The 13,949-nt window shown below is 61.3% G+C and carries 14 protein-coding genes and 1 tRNA gene; 5 read left to right on the top strand and 10 right to left on the bottom strand.

Annotation, left to right across the window (positions count from 1 at the left end):
- The first annotated feature begins 89 nt into the window (after positions 1-89).
- Positions 90-563 (top strand): aminoacyl-tRNA deacylase, encoded by a 474-nt coding sequence (locus NKI24_RS09205; RefSeq protein ID WP_352744625.1) that lies wholly within the window; start codon positions 90-92, stop codon positions 561-563.
- 65 nt (positions 564-628) lie between these two features.
- On the opposite strand, the gene NKI24_RS09210 is transcribed toward NKI24_RS09205, so the two are convergent.
- The 5 genes from NKI24_RS09210 to tig all read right to left on the bottom strand — a co-directional run bounded on the left by NKI24_RS09210 (position 629) and on the right by tig (position 5,561).
- Positions 629-1,441, bottom strand: a complete 813-nt coding sequence (locus NKI24_RS09210; RefSeq protein ID WP_023678906.1) for a DUF2189 domain-containing protein — start codon at positions 1,439-1,441, stop codon at positions 629-631.
- Between the two features lie 316 nt (positions 1,442-1,757).
- Positions 1,758-2,690 carry a heme o synthase gene (locus tag NKI24_RS09215; RefSeq protein ID WP_352451372.1) on the bottom strand — a complete coding sequence of 311 codons (933 nt, stop codon included), beginning with the start codon at positions 2,688-2,690 and terminating at the stop codon, positions 1,758-1,760.
- Between the two features lie 147 nt (positions 2,691-2,837).
- Positions 2,838-3,191: a c-type cytochrome gene (locus NKI24_RS09220; protein ID WP_502894937.1), complete on the bottom strand. Its 354-nt coding sequence runs from the start codon at positions 3,189-3,191 to the stop codon at positions 2,838-2,840.
- 212 nt (positions 3,192-3,403) lie between these two features.
- The gene (locus NKI24_RS09225; RefSeq protein WP_023678909.1) at positions 3,404-3,925 is read right to left on the bottom strand and encodes a hypothetical protein; all 522 of its coding nucleotides are present in this window, start codon (positions 3,923-3,925) and stop codon (positions 3,404-3,406) included.
- A gap of 160 nt (positions 3,926-4,085) precedes the next feature.
- Positions 4,086-5,561, bottom strand: a complete 1,476-nt coding sequence (gene tig, locus NKI24_RS09230; protein WP_352744831.1) for a trigger factor — start codon at positions 5,559-5,561, stop codon at positions 4,086-4,088.
- A 343-nt stretch (positions 5,562-5,904) separates the two neighbouring features.
- On the opposite strand from tig, the gene NKI24_RS09235 reads away from it, so the two are divergent.
- Positions 5,905-5,989: transfer RNA gene (locus tag NKI24_RS09235), tRNA-Leu, on the top strand.
- Between the two features lie 91 nt (positions 5,990-6,080).
- Here NKI24_RS09235 and NKI24_RS09240 read toward each other — a convergent pair.
- Together NKI24_RS09240 and NKI24_RS09245 are read right to left on the bottom strand one after the other, a co-directional pair.
- Entirely contained in the window at positions 6,081-6,665 is a 585-nt protein-coding gene (locus tag NKI24_RS09240) for a GDYXXLXY domain-containing protein (protein WP_352744632.1), read from the bottom strand.
- Positions 6,662-7,780, bottom strand: a complete 1,119-nt coding sequence (locus NKI24_RS09245) for a DUF2157 domain-containing protein (protein ID WP_352744634.1) — start codon at positions 7,778-7,780, stop codon at positions 6,662-6,664. Before NKI24_RS09245 ends, NKI24_RS09240 begins: the two co-directional genes overlap by 4 nt.
- A gap of 221 nt (positions 7,781-8,001) precedes the next feature.
- Here NKI24_RS09245 and NKI24_RS09250 point away from each other — a divergent pair, with 221 nt between their 5' ends.
- The 3 genes from NKI24_RS09250 (at position 8,002) to trmFO (ending at position 10,109) form a co-directional block, all read left to right on the top strand.
- Entirely contained in the window at positions 8,002-8,142 is a 141-nt protein-coding gene (locus NKI24_RS09250; RefSeq protein ID WP_023678913.1) for a DUF1127 domain-containing protein, read from the top strand.
- 48 nt (positions 8,143-8,190) lie between these two features.
- On the top strand, positions 8,191-8,331 hold the full coding sequence (locus NKI24_RS09255; RefSeq protein WP_023678914.1) for a DUF1127 domain-containing protein: 141 nt from the start codon (positions 8,191-8,193) through the stop codon (positions 8,329-8,331).
- 368 nt (positions 8,332-8,699) lie between these two features.
- Positions 8,700-10,109, top strand: a complete 1,410-nt coding sequence (gene trmFO, locus NKI24_RS09260; RefSeq protein ID WP_352744637.1) for a methylenetetrahydrofolate--tRNA-(uracil(54)-C(5))-methyltransferase (FADH(2)-oxidizing) TrmFO — start codon at positions 8,700-8,702, stop codon at positions 10,107-10,109.
- A gap of 26 nt (positions 10,110-10,135) precedes the next feature.
- Here trmFO and NKI24_RS09265 read toward each other — a convergent pair whose 3' ends face one another.
- From NKI24_RS09265 to secDF, 3 genes are read right to left on the bottom strand one after another with little or no spacing between them, the layout of a single operon-like run.
- Positions 10,136-10,963 carry a phytoene/squalene synthase family protein gene (locus NKI24_RS09265; protein ID WP_502901442.1) on the bottom strand — a complete coding sequence of 276 codons (828 nt, stop codon included), beginning with the start codon at positions 10,961-10,963 and terminating at the stop codon, positions 10,136-10,138.
- Positions 10,964-10,988: 25 nt separating this feature from the next.
- Positions 10,989-11,378 carry an Mth938-like domain-containing protein gene (locus NKI24_RS09270; RefSeq protein ID WP_023678919.1) on the bottom strand — a complete coding sequence of 130 codons (390 nt, stop codon included), beginning with the start codon at positions 11,376-11,378 and terminating at the stop codon, positions 10,989-10,991.
- 15 nt (positions 11,379-11,393) lie between these two features.
- Entirely contained in the window at positions 11,394-13,946 is a 2,553-nt protein-coding gene (gene secDF, locus NKI24_RS09275) for a protein translocase subunit SecDF (protein ID WP_352744643.1), read from the bottom strand.
- Between the last annotated feature and the right edge of the window lie 3 nt (positions 13,947-13,949).

Genomic DNA, 13,949 nt, shown 5'->3' on the forward strand with positions numbered 1-13,949 from the left:
ACGACTGGTCCATTTCTGTTGGTATCGGAAACGACAGGCGATGCCGGCGTTTCCACATGCGTCGCGAACACCAGCAAGGGGCGCCCAAGATGACCATCGCAACCAGACTGAAAGACTTCATCGATAGGAAGGGAATTTCCTACGACACCGTCGAGCATCACCGCACGGCGACAAGCAGACAATCCGCCATTGCGGCACATGTGCCTGGCAGCATAATGGCCAAATCGGTGGTCGTTCACCACGACCGTGGCTACGCGCTCGCCGTGGTTCCAAGCACGCACAGGATAGAACTCGCGACATTGCAGGATGTCATGGAGAAGCCTCTTGGACTTGCCTGCGAAGACGAGGTGGTCTCGTTGTTCGGCGATTGCGATGTCGGCGCTGTGCCACCGATCGGCGCTGCCTATGATGTGCCAGTGGTCCTCGATGAAAGCCTCGGCGACGCTCCCGAAATCTATTTCGAGGGCGGTGATCATAGGACGCTGGTGCATGTGAGCGGCAGGGATTTTCGCGACCTGACAAAGGACGCGCGCCAGGCCCGTTTCAGCCATCCGGCCTATTGAAAGCTCTGCCCCACCTGCCCGCACCGGCACTTTCACCGGTGCGCGCCGGGCTGGTTTTTTTCAGCTCACGGTCTGGTGGCCGGCGGCGATTCCACAACTTTCCGATAGACATGCCAGGTCGCATGACCAAGGATCGGCAGCACGACTGCCAACCCGGCGAAGACTGGCAGCGAGCCGACGATCAGGGCGACGGCGACGATAAGGCCCCACACGGCCATCACGATCGGGTTGGCCAGGACAACGCGCACCGAGGTGTGGATGGCTTCGTAGGCGCCGACATCGCGGTCGAGCAACAACGGGAATGCGACGACCGTGGTGCACAACACAACCGCGGCGAACACGAAGCCGATGGCGTGACCCAGGATGATGAGCGTCCAGCCGCGTCCCGTGGCAAATATTTCACTGATGAAGCTGGACAGCGATTGCGGCGGCGCCGGGCCGAACAGGGTCTGGTAGAATATCTGGGCCGTCAAAAGCCAGGCGATGAAGATCGCAAGCAGCATGACGCCGACCGCTGCAATAGCCGGCAGTGCTGGAGAACTCCTGACCTCAAAGGCGTGCCTCCACGAGGCGTCGAGCCCGGCTTCCCGTCGCCGGCTGATCTCATAGAGGCCGATCGCCGCGAACGGACCAATCAGTGCAAAGCCGGATACAAGCGGAAACAGCAATGGCAGCGTGTTGTTACCTGATGTCCAGACAGCAAGCACGACTCCCGCAATCGGATAGATCAGGCAGAGAAAAACGATGTGCGACGGTTTGACCATGAAATCATCGACGCCACGCCTGAGCGCATCAAAAAGATCGGAGACACCGATTTTTCGAATTCTGGTGTGTTCCAGCGTCTCGCTGGCGCCTGCTATCACGTGAAAGCTTGCCATGACCATTCCTCCAGACCAGGTCCGGTAAGGTCGCATTTTACGGTGCTGCCGTTCTGCATGATTGGCCCACGCAAACCGCGACCTGCACCATGATCAATATACTCTCATGCGGGGGACTTGTCGCGCTTTGTAGGAAGGCCCGGGAGCAGGAGGTCCCGGGTAGCCTGACTAGCTACGGACGCCGTTCTTCGATATGCTCTTCTAGTCGAAGGTGAAGGTCATGGACGGAAGGACAGTTCTCATACTCGGCCTTGGCGTCGTTATTCTGCTGTTGCTGGGATTTTGTGCTCTGCCAACGTGATGTTTTGAGCCGGGGTCAATAGTCGGCTGAAGCGATCACTCGCATTACAATGGTGTCGGCAAGCAACGCCGCAAATATTGCGAAAAGATAGACAATCGAATACGCAAACAGCGCCTTTGCCGGCTTCATCTCCTTGTCGGCGACGAGAACCTTCCAGGCCTGCCAAATGAAACCTGCACCCAACGCGGCTGAAGCAGTGCCGTAGTATCCGCTCGCGAAGCCGAAGCCCCAAGGGAGCACGCCGATTGGCGCCAAGAGCAGCGAATAGGCGAAGATTTGTTTTCTGGTCGAGTGCTGGCCGGCCACATTCGGCATCATCGGGACCCCCGCCGCGGCATAGTCACCGACCTTGAAAAGGGCCAGCGCCCAGAAATGAGGCGGCGTCCAGAGGAAAATGATCAGAAACAGGATGAGACTTTCAATGCCGATTGCGCCGGTTGCAGCAGCCCACCCGATCACCGGAGGAAGGGCGCCTGCCGCGCCACCTATGACGATATTCTGTGGCGTCGAGCGCTTCAGCCACATCGTGTAGATGACGACATAGAAAAAGATGGTGAACGCCAACAACGATGCGGCGAGCCACCCCACCAGTACGCCGAGCGTCATGACCGACAGTGCGGAAAGCACCAGACCGAAGCTGAGAGCTTCGCCAGGCGTGACGCGACCGGACGGAATTGGTCGCTTGGACGTGCGAGACATCAAGACGTCTATGTCTGCGTCGTACCACATATTGAGCGCGCCGGCGGCTCCCGCTCCAACCGCGATTGCGCCGATGGCAATTACGGCGATAACTGGATTCATCACGCCGGGCGCCATCATCAGGCCGACGAAGGCAGTAAACACGGCAAGCGCCATGACGCGTGGTTTCAAAAGCGCAAAGAAATCACCCGCCGTCGCCTCCGAGAGGCGGATGCCGGTATCCTTGAGACGGCTTTCTTCAGTCGACATTCAGACGACCACCGATGGGAATGGCAGCCTAGCCGGCCAATGTCTTTTTTGCAACGAGCCGCCCTCCCCACCGACACTGCCGGCAGATTGCGGCCGAGGCTATGCCTCGACCTGCTTGCTATACCAAGATCCGGCGGAAGAGCCGGTCTATTTGGAGAATTGCTTCAGATAAGCAATGACATTGGCGACGTCCTCGTCCTTCTTGAGGCCGGGGAATGCCATCTTCGTTCCTTTGACCATCGCCTTGGGATCGTGAAGGTAGGTCGTCAGCGTGGCTTCGTCCCATTTAACGCCGGATTTTCCGGCCTCGGTCATAGCCTTGGAATAGCTGAACCCTGGATGCGTCCCGGCCGTTCGGCCGATAACGCCGTTCAAGGACGGACCCACCTTGTTCTGGTCCTTGTCTGCGACGTGGCAGACCTTGCATTTGGCGAAGACCTTCTCACCCGCCGCGGCATCCTGTGCCCGCGAGGGGCCGGCAATGACGGTGGCGACGGACATGATGATAAAAAACACAATGGCACGCATGGCATTTCCTCCCTGATCGCCAATTTGCCCTGGCTGACCTGCACAGGCCGACATTTAGTCCGCTGGCATGCGCTCTTGAATGGCAGAACGGATATCCACTGCCTGGGGTTGCGGCACCTACATACCACAGAACCCGGCCGGCAGGTAGAGTTCGGCCATGCAAAGGTTTACTGCGGACAATCTGCTCAAGGCAATTTGGTGTTGCAGCTGGCGGCGATCCGGCCGATCGCCTCTTCAACTCCGGTGAGGTCAAACTCGGCTTTGCCGCGCCCCGACAGCAGCCCGAACCGCCAGGAAAGCAGCAGCCGGTCCGCGGAAATCAGTCGCCTGATGCCGTCGGCACCGTCGCGGACCAGCATTCTGCTGCGCGGGCCGACCGACCAGCTTTCGTTGAGCTTGCCGGATTGGCCGACAGTCACCGACATGGCGATGGTTCGGCTGGCGGAAACGGTGTCGCTCAGCTGCAGCCATTCGCTCCAACGCGGTTCGCCGGCGGTCCGGCACGCGATCGTCAAAACCGGGCTGTAGCTCAATGCGCCGCCGCCGGTGATGAGCTTGTTGGTCGCGTAAAGCGAGGCGGTGACAAGGCCATCGCTGCTCTTGTCGAACCGCCAGTTGTCGAGAACCGTATCAGCCTGGGCAATGCCGCAGACCGACGCAAGCAGGAACGCCGCCGCCACGCTTCCGATACCGAAGAACTGTCTCAACGATGCCTCCAACAACCGCTGCGGTCAGCAACCCAGCGCAGATAATCATCAAAGCTTCATATCGCTACCTCGACCGCCAGATGCGTGAAATCCGTTGCGTCTGCGCCACAACGAAAAAGGCCGCCTCGAGAAGGCGGCCTTTCGGAATTCAGCAGGGACGTTATTCAGCGTCCTTGGCGGCCTTCTTCTTCGGCGCGGCCTTTTTCTTCGGCTCTTCAGCGTCGTCGTCGGCCTTCTTGGTGTCCGCTTTTTTCGCAGCCGCCTTCTTCGCCGGCTTGGCCTTGGTTGTCTCCGTATCCTCGTCGTCGGCCAGCAGCTCTTCCTTGCTGACCTTGACATCGGTGACCGAAATCTGGCCGAGCAGATGGTCGACCACCTTCTCTTCGAACATCGGCGCGCGCAACGTGTTCAGCGCTTCGGGATTGTTGCGATAGAATTCGAAGGCTTCCTGCTGCTGGTTGGCCGGATAGCGACGCACCTGCTCGAACAGGCCGCGCTGCAATTCCTCGTCCGTCACCGTGACGCCGGCCTTCTCGCCGATTTCGGCGAGAACCAGGCCGAGACGCACGCGGCGCTCGGCAAGCCGCATGTATTCTGCACGCGCTTCTTCTTCAGTCGTCTCTTCGTCGGCAAAGGTGCGCCCGGCAGCTTCGAGGTCGCGGTTGACCTGGTTCCAGATGTTGTTGAACTCGGCCTCGACGAGCTTGGACGGCGCCTCGAACGAGTAAGCAGCGTCGAGCTGGTCGAGCAACTGCCGCTTGACTTTCTGGCGCGTTATCGAGCCGAACTGGTTCTCGATCTGACCGCGCACCACCTCGCGCAGGCGCTCCAGCGATTCAAGGCCGAGATTTTTGGCCATCTCGTCGTTGATCTCAAGCGCGCCGGGCTTCGACACTTCCTTGATCGTCACGTCAAAAGTGGCTTCCTTGCCGGCCAGATGCGCCGCCTGGTAGTTTTCCGGGAAGGTAACCGTGACCTGCTTCTCGTCGCCGGCCTTGCTGCCGACCAGCTGGTCCTCGAAGCCGGGGATGAATTCCTTCGAGCCGAGCACCAGCGGCTGATCGGTGCCGGCGCCGCCGCCGAAGGCTTCGCCGTCGATCTTGCCGACATAATCGATGGTCACACGGTCGCCCTCGGCGGCCTTGCTGGTCTTCGGCTCGTAAGTGCGGGCGGATTCAGCGACACGCTTGACCTGCTCGTCGATCTCTTCATCCGGCACGTCGAACACGTGGCGCGTCACCTTGATGTCGGAGAAATTCTTGATCTCGATCGGCGGAATGACCTCATAGTTCAGGCGGAACTCGAAATCGGCACCGCCTGCCAGGATCTTCTCGGCTTCCTTCTCGTCCTCGGTCATGATCACTTCAGGCTGCATGGCGGCCTTTTCGCCGCGCCCGGTGATGATCGAACGGGTCGAATCATTGAGAATCTCGTTGACCACTTCGGCCATGAATGATTTGCCGTAGACCTTGCGCAGATGCTGCACCGGCACCTTGCCGGGGCGGAAGCCGTTGATGCGGACCTTGTTCCTGGCATCGGAGAGCCGCGCCATCAGCTTGGCTTCCATGTCACCGGCCGGCACGGTGATCTTGATCTCGCGCTTGAGACCGGAGTTGAGCGTTTCGGTGACCTGCATCATAAAACCTTTGTTTCCACCAATGAGGCCGTCAAACGGCCCCTGCCGTTTACAGCCTGCCGGTATGATCTTGCCGGGAATGGCTTTTGGTGCGGGACTTGGCGATCTGTCCGCTCAACGCGGCACAAATCCTCCAGAAATACGCTCCAAAATGTGAATAAGTCTTTGTTTTTCCTACTTCTTATCACATTCTGCAGAAGCGGATCGTCGCGTCCCGTCACATTCGACACGCCTTTTGTCACAGGCGCGGCCGATTTTCAACCATCTTTGCATTCCGGCCAATGATGCCGATGTGGGCTCTGACATTGACAGAATGATGGCTACATGGGATTGGCCGGGCAATGCGGATGTGGCGGAATTGGTAGACGCCCTGGATTTAGGTTCCAGTGCCGAAAGGCGTGGGGGTTCGAGTCCCTTCATCCGCACCACCCTTCGCTATTCGAGCTTCGGGTGGCAGGCCACTCGAAGCTCCTCCGAAGCCTTGGCGAAGGAGGATCATTGCCAAGGCCGTAGTGCGATCTAGTAAAGCGGCTCCTCGAACAGTGTCTTGTCGCCATCCACCAGCGCTTTGATCTGCGCGGTGCCGTTGGCCGCAATCGCCACCCGGATGCCGAACGGCCGCACCCGCATGTCGTTCTGGATCGCCATCCCCTCGCCTTCCGGCAGATAGAAGCGCTCGATGCCGTAATCCGGCGCGATCGTCGTTGCTCCCTGGCTGATATTCCAGCCCTCGAAGACATGTCCGACGATATCGGCTTCATCGGATGCTGCGGGCACCGGCGCTTGCCCGAACCAAGCCGCGGTCGGCCCCCAATAGCCATCGGCGCCCTGCTTCAGCCTGACCACGATCGACGTTTCCTCGCTGGAAAGCTTGCCGGCCGGAATGTTGCCGATCAGTTTCACCGGTATGCGCGAAATATCGTAGCCGAGCAGAATGTAGTCACCGCGCAAGAGATCGCGCGGATCGATCGGCTCGACCTTGAGCAGGACCTGCTTGCCATCGCGCAGGATCGCCGCGCGTCCGGCGATGATCCAGCTCAGAAAGCCGATCTGGACGAGCGCCAGGACCAGCGCCGAGATGATCAGTCTTTTGCCGGTCATCATGCCGCCGCTCCTGTCATGTTCGAGGCGTTCATGCGCTTTTCTATGCGGATGATAATGAAAGCAAGAACGGCGAGAAGCACCGCCGCCGCAAGGAAGAAGCCTGCGGTGTCGAGCATTGATTGCAGCATCACCACGTAGATGATGGCGAGTTCGAAGGCGAAGCCCGTATAGGCAACCCAGCGCAGTCCCCGGCTCTCGCGGCCGCCCAGCACGATCGCCGCGACGATGCCGGCCAGCGCAACAGCCGAGGCAATGGCGAAGCCGCTATTGTAGCTGCTTTCATCCGCCAGTTCGAATTGGATCATCGCCAGGCCGGTGAGAAAGCCGATCAGCGCGTGCAAGGGCAACCTGCCGCCGAGTTGCAAAACCCTCTCGACCGGCCCGGCAGCAAAGATCGCAGCGGTAAAAAGCAGCACCGATGCGGCAACGAGCGGGATGGCGACTTGCAGCGTGTCGTATTCCATGGCCAACAGCACGAGGTAGAAAAGCACCGACAGGATGATCAGGTGGCGCGCCGCCTGGCTGCGCGTCCAGAACGAAACGGCGAACAGAATTAGCGCCATGACCACGAAGAGATGCGGAAATTCCGTGCGCCGGAAGTAGTCGAACCCTCTCAGGAACAGCCAGGCATCGGCGATGCCGACGGCAGCGACGGTCAGCGGGTTTGAGCGCAGCGCCACCGCCGCCAGCGCCGTGCCGGCGCCCCAGGTGATCAAGGCCGAGGCCTCGTCGCCCGACAAATGATACATCTGGCCGATCAGCGCGATCGATCCGCCGAACGCTGCCGCCGCGACGATCCACAGTGCTTCGCCGATCGCCGCATGGTCGCGCATCTTCAGCACCGCGCCGCCGACATAGCCGGCAAGGATAACGGCAAAAAGTGCCGCGACCCGCACCAGCCGCGGGATGACTTCCCAGTTGGCGGCGATAAAGATCAGGATAGCTGCGCCGAACAGCAGCGCCGCCATCATCGCCAGGATCGAGCCGAAACTCAGCGATTTGCGTTCGTTTGCCTCGACGTCGCGCGTTAGAGCCTCGGCTGTCGGCGCGTCGATCAGGCCAGCCTGCTGCCATCGCGCGATATCCGACCTGACCCGTGACGAATAGCTCGCCATGCCCCTCCCCTTTGCTTGGTTCTTTTAGCTCGTCCGGCCAAGCGTTTGACCTAACGGCGTTTTCCGATCTGGGCGGAAAACCGGACGCGCGTTAATGCTGCATTGCACAATTTGCATTGCTGCCATGCACCAATAGCGCTTTTAAATCGATATGACCCCACCTATTTTCACGGTGCACACAAAGACGGAATGATCCGAAAGAAAGACGAAACGAGACTACCATGAACCTGATCCGCAACTATCGCAACTGGCGCCGCTATAGGGACACCGTGTCCGAGCTGAACCGCCTGAGCACCCGTGAACTGACCGACCTCGGCATCAGCCGCAGCGACATTCACTACGTCGCCCGCAAGGCGGTCTAATCCTTCGGGCCGCAAATGGTCCGAACCAGTTTTGAAAAGAGAACGACAATGAACCTGATCCGCAACTATCGTAACTGGCGCGTCTACCGCGAGACGGTTACCGAGCTGGGTCGCCTGTCGAATCGCCAGCTCAACGATCTCGGCATCGTCCGCGACGAGATCAAGATGGTCGCTCGCAGGGCGATCTAACCACAAGAATTTCGCCAGGGTCGACCTCCTCCCCGACCCTGACGGATACGGTCAGCCTTCACCTCCTCCCGAGGGTTGACCACAAAAACGGCGCCCGCCGGACCTCCTCCCCCGGCGGGCGCTGTTTCAAAAAGGGTTTCGCACCCTTTCAAATGGCGAAAGGAATTTCGTCAAAGCCGACCTCCTCCCCGGCGATGACGAATACGGTCGATCTTCACCTCCTCCCGAGGATCGACCAACAAAACGACACCCGCCGGACCTCCTCCCCCGGCGGGTGTTGTTGTTTTGGGCAATATTCCGCAGCAGCCCACTTGCGGTGCGATCCCTGGCAATTGCAATCCTTGCGCCAAGCGACTATTTCGGCGCTCATGGACAAGAACCCCATTCACGTTATCGGCGGCGGTCTCGCCGGCTCCGAAGCCGCCTGGCAGGCGGCCGAAGCCGGCGTTCCCGTTGTCCTGCATGAAATGCGCCCCGTCCGCGGTACCGACGCGCATAAGACCGACGGGCTGGCCGAGCTCGTCTGTTCCAACTCCTTCCGCTCCGACGATGCGCAAACCAATGCCGTCGGCCTGCTGCACGCCGAAATGCGGCTGGCTGGTTCGCTGATCATGAGCGCCGGCGACGCGCATCAGGTGCCGGCCGGCGGTGCGCTGGCCGTCGACCGCGACGGATTTTCCGAAGCGGTGACCAGAAAGCTCGAAGCCCACCCGCTCATCACCATCCAGCGTGAGGAAGTGCCCGGCCTGCCGCCGGCGGACTGGGACCAGGCGATCGTTGCCACCGGCCCGCTAACGGCGCCGTCGCTCGCCCAGTCGATTGCGGACGCAACCGGCGCCGACGCGCTCGCCTTCTTCGATGCTATCGCCCCGATCGTCCATTTCGACACGATCGACATGGACATCTGCTGGTTCCAGTCGCGCTACGACAAGGTCGGCCCCGGCGGCACCGGCAAGGATTACATCAACTGCCCGATGGACAAGGAGCAGTACCTTGCCTTCGTGCAGGCGGTGGTCGACGGCCAGAAAACCGAATTCAAGCAATGGGAAGGCACGCCCTATTTCGACGGCTGCCTGCCGATCGAGGTGATGGCCGAGCGCGGCGTCGAGACATTGCGCTACGGGCCGATGAAGCCGATGGGACTGACCAATGCGCATAATCCGTCTGTAAAGGCGTATGCCGTCGTCCAGCTCCGCCAGGACAATGCGCTGGGCACGCTCTACAACATGGTCGGCTTCCAGACCAAGCTGAAGCATGCCGAGCAGGTGCGCATATTCCGCACCATTCCCGGGCTGGAACACGCCGAGTTCGCCCGCCTCGGCGGCCTGCACCGCAACACCTATATCAATTCGCCGACGCTGCTCGATGCGTCGCTGCAGTTGAAATCGCGACCCGGCTTGCGTTTTGCCGGCCAGATCACTGGCTGCGAAGGCTATGTCGAGAGTGCCGCCATCGGCCTGCTTGCCGGGCGCTTTGCCGCCGCCGAAAGGCTTGGCCACGCGCCGTCGCTGCCGCCCTTGACCAGCGCTTTCGGCGCGCTGCTCAACCACATCACTGGTGGCCATATTGTCTCCGACGACGAGCCGGGGAAGCGCTCCTTCCAGCCGATGAATGTCAATTTCGGCCTGTTCCCGCCCGTGGACGCGCCAAAGATCGAGGGCAAGCGGCTGCGTGGCAAGGACAAGACGGTCGCCAAGCGGCACGCGGTGACATCGCGCGCGCTCGCCGACTGCCGCGAATGGCTGGGGCTGCCTTTTCGGGCGGAAGCGGCGGAATAACGATCAGGTTGGCTACGCGGCAGCCTCTATGCGGCCGGCCAGCCTCGCGTCGCTCGCCGGAACAAAAGCCAATGCCGGCGCAGGACAGAGAGCCGCACCGCGCTATCAAGCGGTGAGTGGCGGGCGCGCTCCATCTTGTCGAGATAGGCGCCCGAAAGAGCCAGCGGCAGAAAGGCCGGGCGCAATGAAACCGGCAAAACGGACGCCCCCTGCTCGAAAGCGGAAAGATGTTCCCGTGCCAGCGCGATCATCGCGGCAACGGCGCGTTCCGCGCCCGGCCCGCTGTCACCTGTAACGAACTCTTGCGGCGACGATCCCGCCGCCGCCAAAATATCGGCCGGGACAAAGCACTGTCCCCGCTTGCGATGCAGCGGCAGCAGAAGCAGGAGACCGGTCATCGCCTGCGCACAACCTGCCCTGCCGGCAAGTTCGGCAAAGCGTGGTGCTTGGACCGGATCGAGCACGATCGCCGCAAGCTGGATGAGCGCGGCGGCGGTCTCGCCGCAATAGCCTTCGAGGTCGGTGCGCGACGGCATCGGGTCGTCATAGAGATCGAAGATGCGCGCTTCGAGCATATTGTCGAAAGCAGCCTTGGGCAGGCGGTGAGTGGAAATAGTCGCCCTTAGCGCGTCCGCCACGGGATGGCCGACCTCAGCCCCATCCTCTTCGCCGGCGATGACATCGCGCCACCATTGCAGCCGCACCTCGCCCGGCAGCGCTTCGCGGATGCGATCGCGTATGCCGGCAATTTCGGCGTTGAAGGCATAGAGCGAAAACAGCGCGTCCCGCTTGTCTTCGGGCGCGTAGAGCGCGGTCAGATAGCGGTCATGATCGGCGGCGCGCACCGTCTCCATGGCGACTTTGGTGTTTTCGGCCACGTCAGTCGACGGCGATGAGTGCTGCGGCCACGGCGCGGTTTTCCGCCAGCAGCACATTGTAGGTCCGCACAGCCGCCCCGGTCGACATCGGATCGGCGGAAATGCCCGCTTCTTTCAGTGCCGTACGCAGCGCGGCGGGCAACGGCCTCAGATCCTTGCCGCTGCCGACCAGCAGGATCTCGACCTTGTCGGCCTCGTTGAACAGCTTGGCGAAATCCGCCGCCGTCAGCGCCAGCGGATCGGCCGGCTCCCAGCCATAGATGCCAGAAGGCAGGCACAGCAGCGAGCCGCGATGCGACATGTCGGCAAAGCGGAAACCGCCATTGCCGTAAGCCTCGATCGGTGCGCGGCCGGGGAAATGCGCCTCGCGGATGACGATGCCCTTGGCCACTTTTGAGGCAAGCCGTCAGGTGGCTATGGCTTTGCCGCCGCCCACCGGCTTTTCCTCATCGGACGCTGTGGCCTGCGGCCGCAGCTTGAACAGGATAAGCAGTGGCGCGGCGATAAAGATCGACGAATAGGTGCCGAACACGACGCCGAACAGCATGGCCATGGTGAACGAGCGGATCACCTCGCCGCCGAACAGCACCAGGGCCAGCAGCGCCAGGATCGTCGTCACCGAGGTCAGCGTCGTCCTCGACAGCGTCTCGTTGATGGCGTTGTTCAGCAATTGCGGCAGCGGCATTCGCTTGTATTTTCGCAGATCCTCGCGAACGCGGTCATAGACGACGATCGTATCGTTGAGCGAATAACCGATGATGGTAAGGATCGCCGCCAGCGACGATTGGTTGAATTCGAGGCCGGTGAGGACGAAGAAGCCGATCGTCATGACCACGTCGTGAACGGTCGCAACGATGGCGCCGACCGCGAACTGCCATTCGAAGCGGAACCAGACATAGATCAGGATGCCGAGCAGCGCGACCAGCATGGCAATGGTGCCTTGCTTGGCAAGCTCGCCCGAGACCGTCGGCCCGACCACTTCGACGCGGCGGAAATCATACTGGTCCTGCAGCTCGCCGCGCACCTTGTCGATGACGGTCTGCTCGGCATTCTCGCCGCCCTCCTGGGTACCGACGCGGATCAGAACGTCGTTCGGCTCGCCGAATTGTTGAACCTGCACCTCGCCGATATTGAGTTCCGTTAGCCTGCCGCGGATGTCGGCCAGATCGGCATTGCCGGCCTTGGACTGCACCTCGATCAGCGAGCCGCCCTTGAAATCGATGCCGTAATTGATGTCGATGGTCATGAAGCCGATGACCGACAGCACCGAAAGCACGCTCGAGAGCGTGAACGTCCAGCGGCGGATGCCCATGAACGGAATTTTCGTTCCCGGCGGAATGAAGGTCACCGGCGCGCGTGGCAACTCCTTCGGACGGGCGCGGCGAAGCCAGATCGACACCAGCAGGCGGGTGAAGGTGAAGGCGGTGAAGACCGTGGTCAGGATGCCGATGGCATAGGTGACGGCAAAACCCTTCACCGGCCCGGTGCCGAGGTAGAACAGCACCACGGTGGCAATCAGCGAAGTGACGTTGGAATCGACGATAGTCGCCAGCGCCTTGCTGAAGCCGGTATCGATCGCCTGGATCACCGAGCGGCCGGCACGTCGCTCCTCGCGAATACGCTCATAGATCAGCACGTTCGAATCGACCGCCATGCCGATGGTCAGCACGATACCGGCGATACCCGGCAAGGTCAGCGTCGCGCCAAGCAGCGACAGCAGCCCGACGATCATCGCGACATGCACCGCCAGCGCGATGTTGGCGAGGAAGCCGAGGAAACCGTAGGCGACGAACATGAACGCCACCACTAGGATCGAGCCGATGATGCCGGCGACCTTGCCGGCATGGATGGAGTCCTGGCCGAGGCCAGGCCCCACGGTGCGCTCCTCGATCACGGTGAGCGTCGCCGGCAAGGCGCCGGCGCGCAGCAGCACGGCGAGATCGTTGGCGCTCTCGGCGGTGAAATTCCCCGATATCTGGCCGGAACCGCCAGGAATCGGTTCGTTGATCCGCGGCGCCGAAATCACCTGGTTGTCGAGGATGATGGCAAACAGCTTGCCGACATTCTGCGCTGTCGCCTGGCCGAACCGCTGCGCCCCCTTGGAATCGAAGCGGAACGAAACCACCGGCTCATTGGTCTGAGAGTTGAACGTCGCCTGGGCATCGACGAGGTTTTCACCCGAAACAATGACGCGGTTCTCGATCAGATACGGAACCGGCGGATCGTCCTGCGAATACAGCACCGAGGATCCCGGCGGCGGACGGCCGTTCAGCGCATCCTGCACCGGCATCGATTGGTCAACCATTTGGAAGGTCAGCTTGGCGGTCTGGCCAAGAATTTCCTTCAGCCGTTGCGGGTCCTGCAGACCGGGCACCTGCACCAGGATGCGGTCGTCGCCTTGCCGCTGCACGATCGGCTCGGTCGTTCCCAGTTCGTTGACACGACGGCTGACGACCTCGATCGACTGGGTCAGCGCCGTCGACGTACGGTATTTGATGCCGGCATCGGTGACGGTGAATTTAAGCAGGCCGGCCTCGGAATCATCCAGGGTCATCTCCTGGACGGAGCCGCCGCTGAACAGGCCGGCCGCCACCGGATTGGTCAACGGCTTCAATGCGTTCTTGGCGGCGTCGATCTGTGCGGGATCGGTGATGCGGACCTGCACCGTGCGCCCCGACCCGGCAAGGCCGGTATAGCCGATCTTGGCATCGCGCAGCAGCGTCCTGATTTCGTCGCGCGTCGTCTCCAGCCGATCCTTGATCAGATCGTTCGGATCCATCCTGAGCAGGATGTGCGAGCCGCCCTGCAGGTCGAGGCCGAGCGTCATCTGCCGCTTCGGCACCCAGTCGGGCAACTTGGCCAGCGTGCTGGCGGAAAAAAGGTTGGGCGCAGCGAGGACCACTGTGGCGGCCACGGCCAGCCAGATCAGGATCATCTTGAAGCGCGAAAAATAAAGCATATG

It is taken from the genome of Mesorhizobium sp. M0701, assembly GCF_040320365.1.
In the GTDB taxonomy this organism is placed as follows: domain Bacteria; phylum Pseudomonadota; class Alphaproteobacteria; order Rhizobiales; family Rhizobiaceae; genus Mesorhizobium.

What these genes read in the sequence shown, in the direction of transcription:
- NKI24_RS09205 (WP_352744625.1), top strand. Translation starts at nt 90, where the DNA reads ATGACCATCGCAACCAGACTGAAAGACTTCATCGATAGGAAGGGAATT.
- NKI24_RS09210 (WP_023678906.1), bottom strand. Translation starts at nt 1,441, where the DNA reads ATGGCAAGCTTTCACGTGATAGCAGGCGCCAGCGAGACGCTGGAACAC.
- NKI24_RS09215 (WP_352451372.1), bottom strand. Translation starts at nt 2,690, where the DNA reads ATGTCGACTGAAGAAAGCCGTCTCAAGGATACCGGCATCCGCCTCTCG.
- NKI24_RS09220 (WP_502894937.1), bottom strand. Translation starts at nt 3,191, where the DNA reads ATGTCCGTCGCCACCGTCATTGCCGGCCCCTCGCGGGCACAGGATGCC.
- tig (WP_352744831.1), bottom strand. Translation starts at nt 5,561, where the DNA reads ATGCAGGTCACCGAAACGCTCAACTCCGGTCTCAAGCGCGAGATCAAG.
- NKI24_RS09240 (WP_352744632.1), bottom strand. Translation starts at nt 6,665, where the DNA reads ATGATGACCGGCAAAAGACTGATCATCTCGGCGCTGGTCCTGGCGCTC.
- NKI24_RS09245 (WP_352744634.1), bottom strand. Translation starts at nt 7,780, where the DNA reads ATGGCGAGCTATTCGTCACGGGTCAGGTCGGATATCGCGCGATGGCAG.
- NKI24_RS09250 (WP_023678913.1), top strand. Translation starts at nt 8,002, where the DNA reads ATGAACCTGATCCGCAACTATCGCAACTGGCGCCGCTATAGGGACACC.
- NKI24_RS09255 (WP_023678914.1), top strand. Translation starts at nt 8,191, where the DNA reads ATGAACCTGATCCGCAACTATCGTAACTGGCGCGTCTACCGCGAGACG.
- trmFO (WP_352744637.1), top strand. Translation starts at nt 8,700, where the DNA reads ATGGACAAGAACCCCATTCACGTTATCGGCGGCGGTCTCGCCGGCTCC.
- NKI24_RS09265 (WP_502901442.1), bottom strand. Translation starts at nt 10,963, where the DNA reads ATGGAGACGGTGCGCGCCGCCGATCATGACCGCTATCTGACCGCGCTC.
- secDF (WP_352744643.1), bottom strand. Translation starts at nt 13,946, where the DNA reads ATGCTTTATTTTTCGCGCTTCAAGATGATCCTGATCTGGCTGGCCGTG.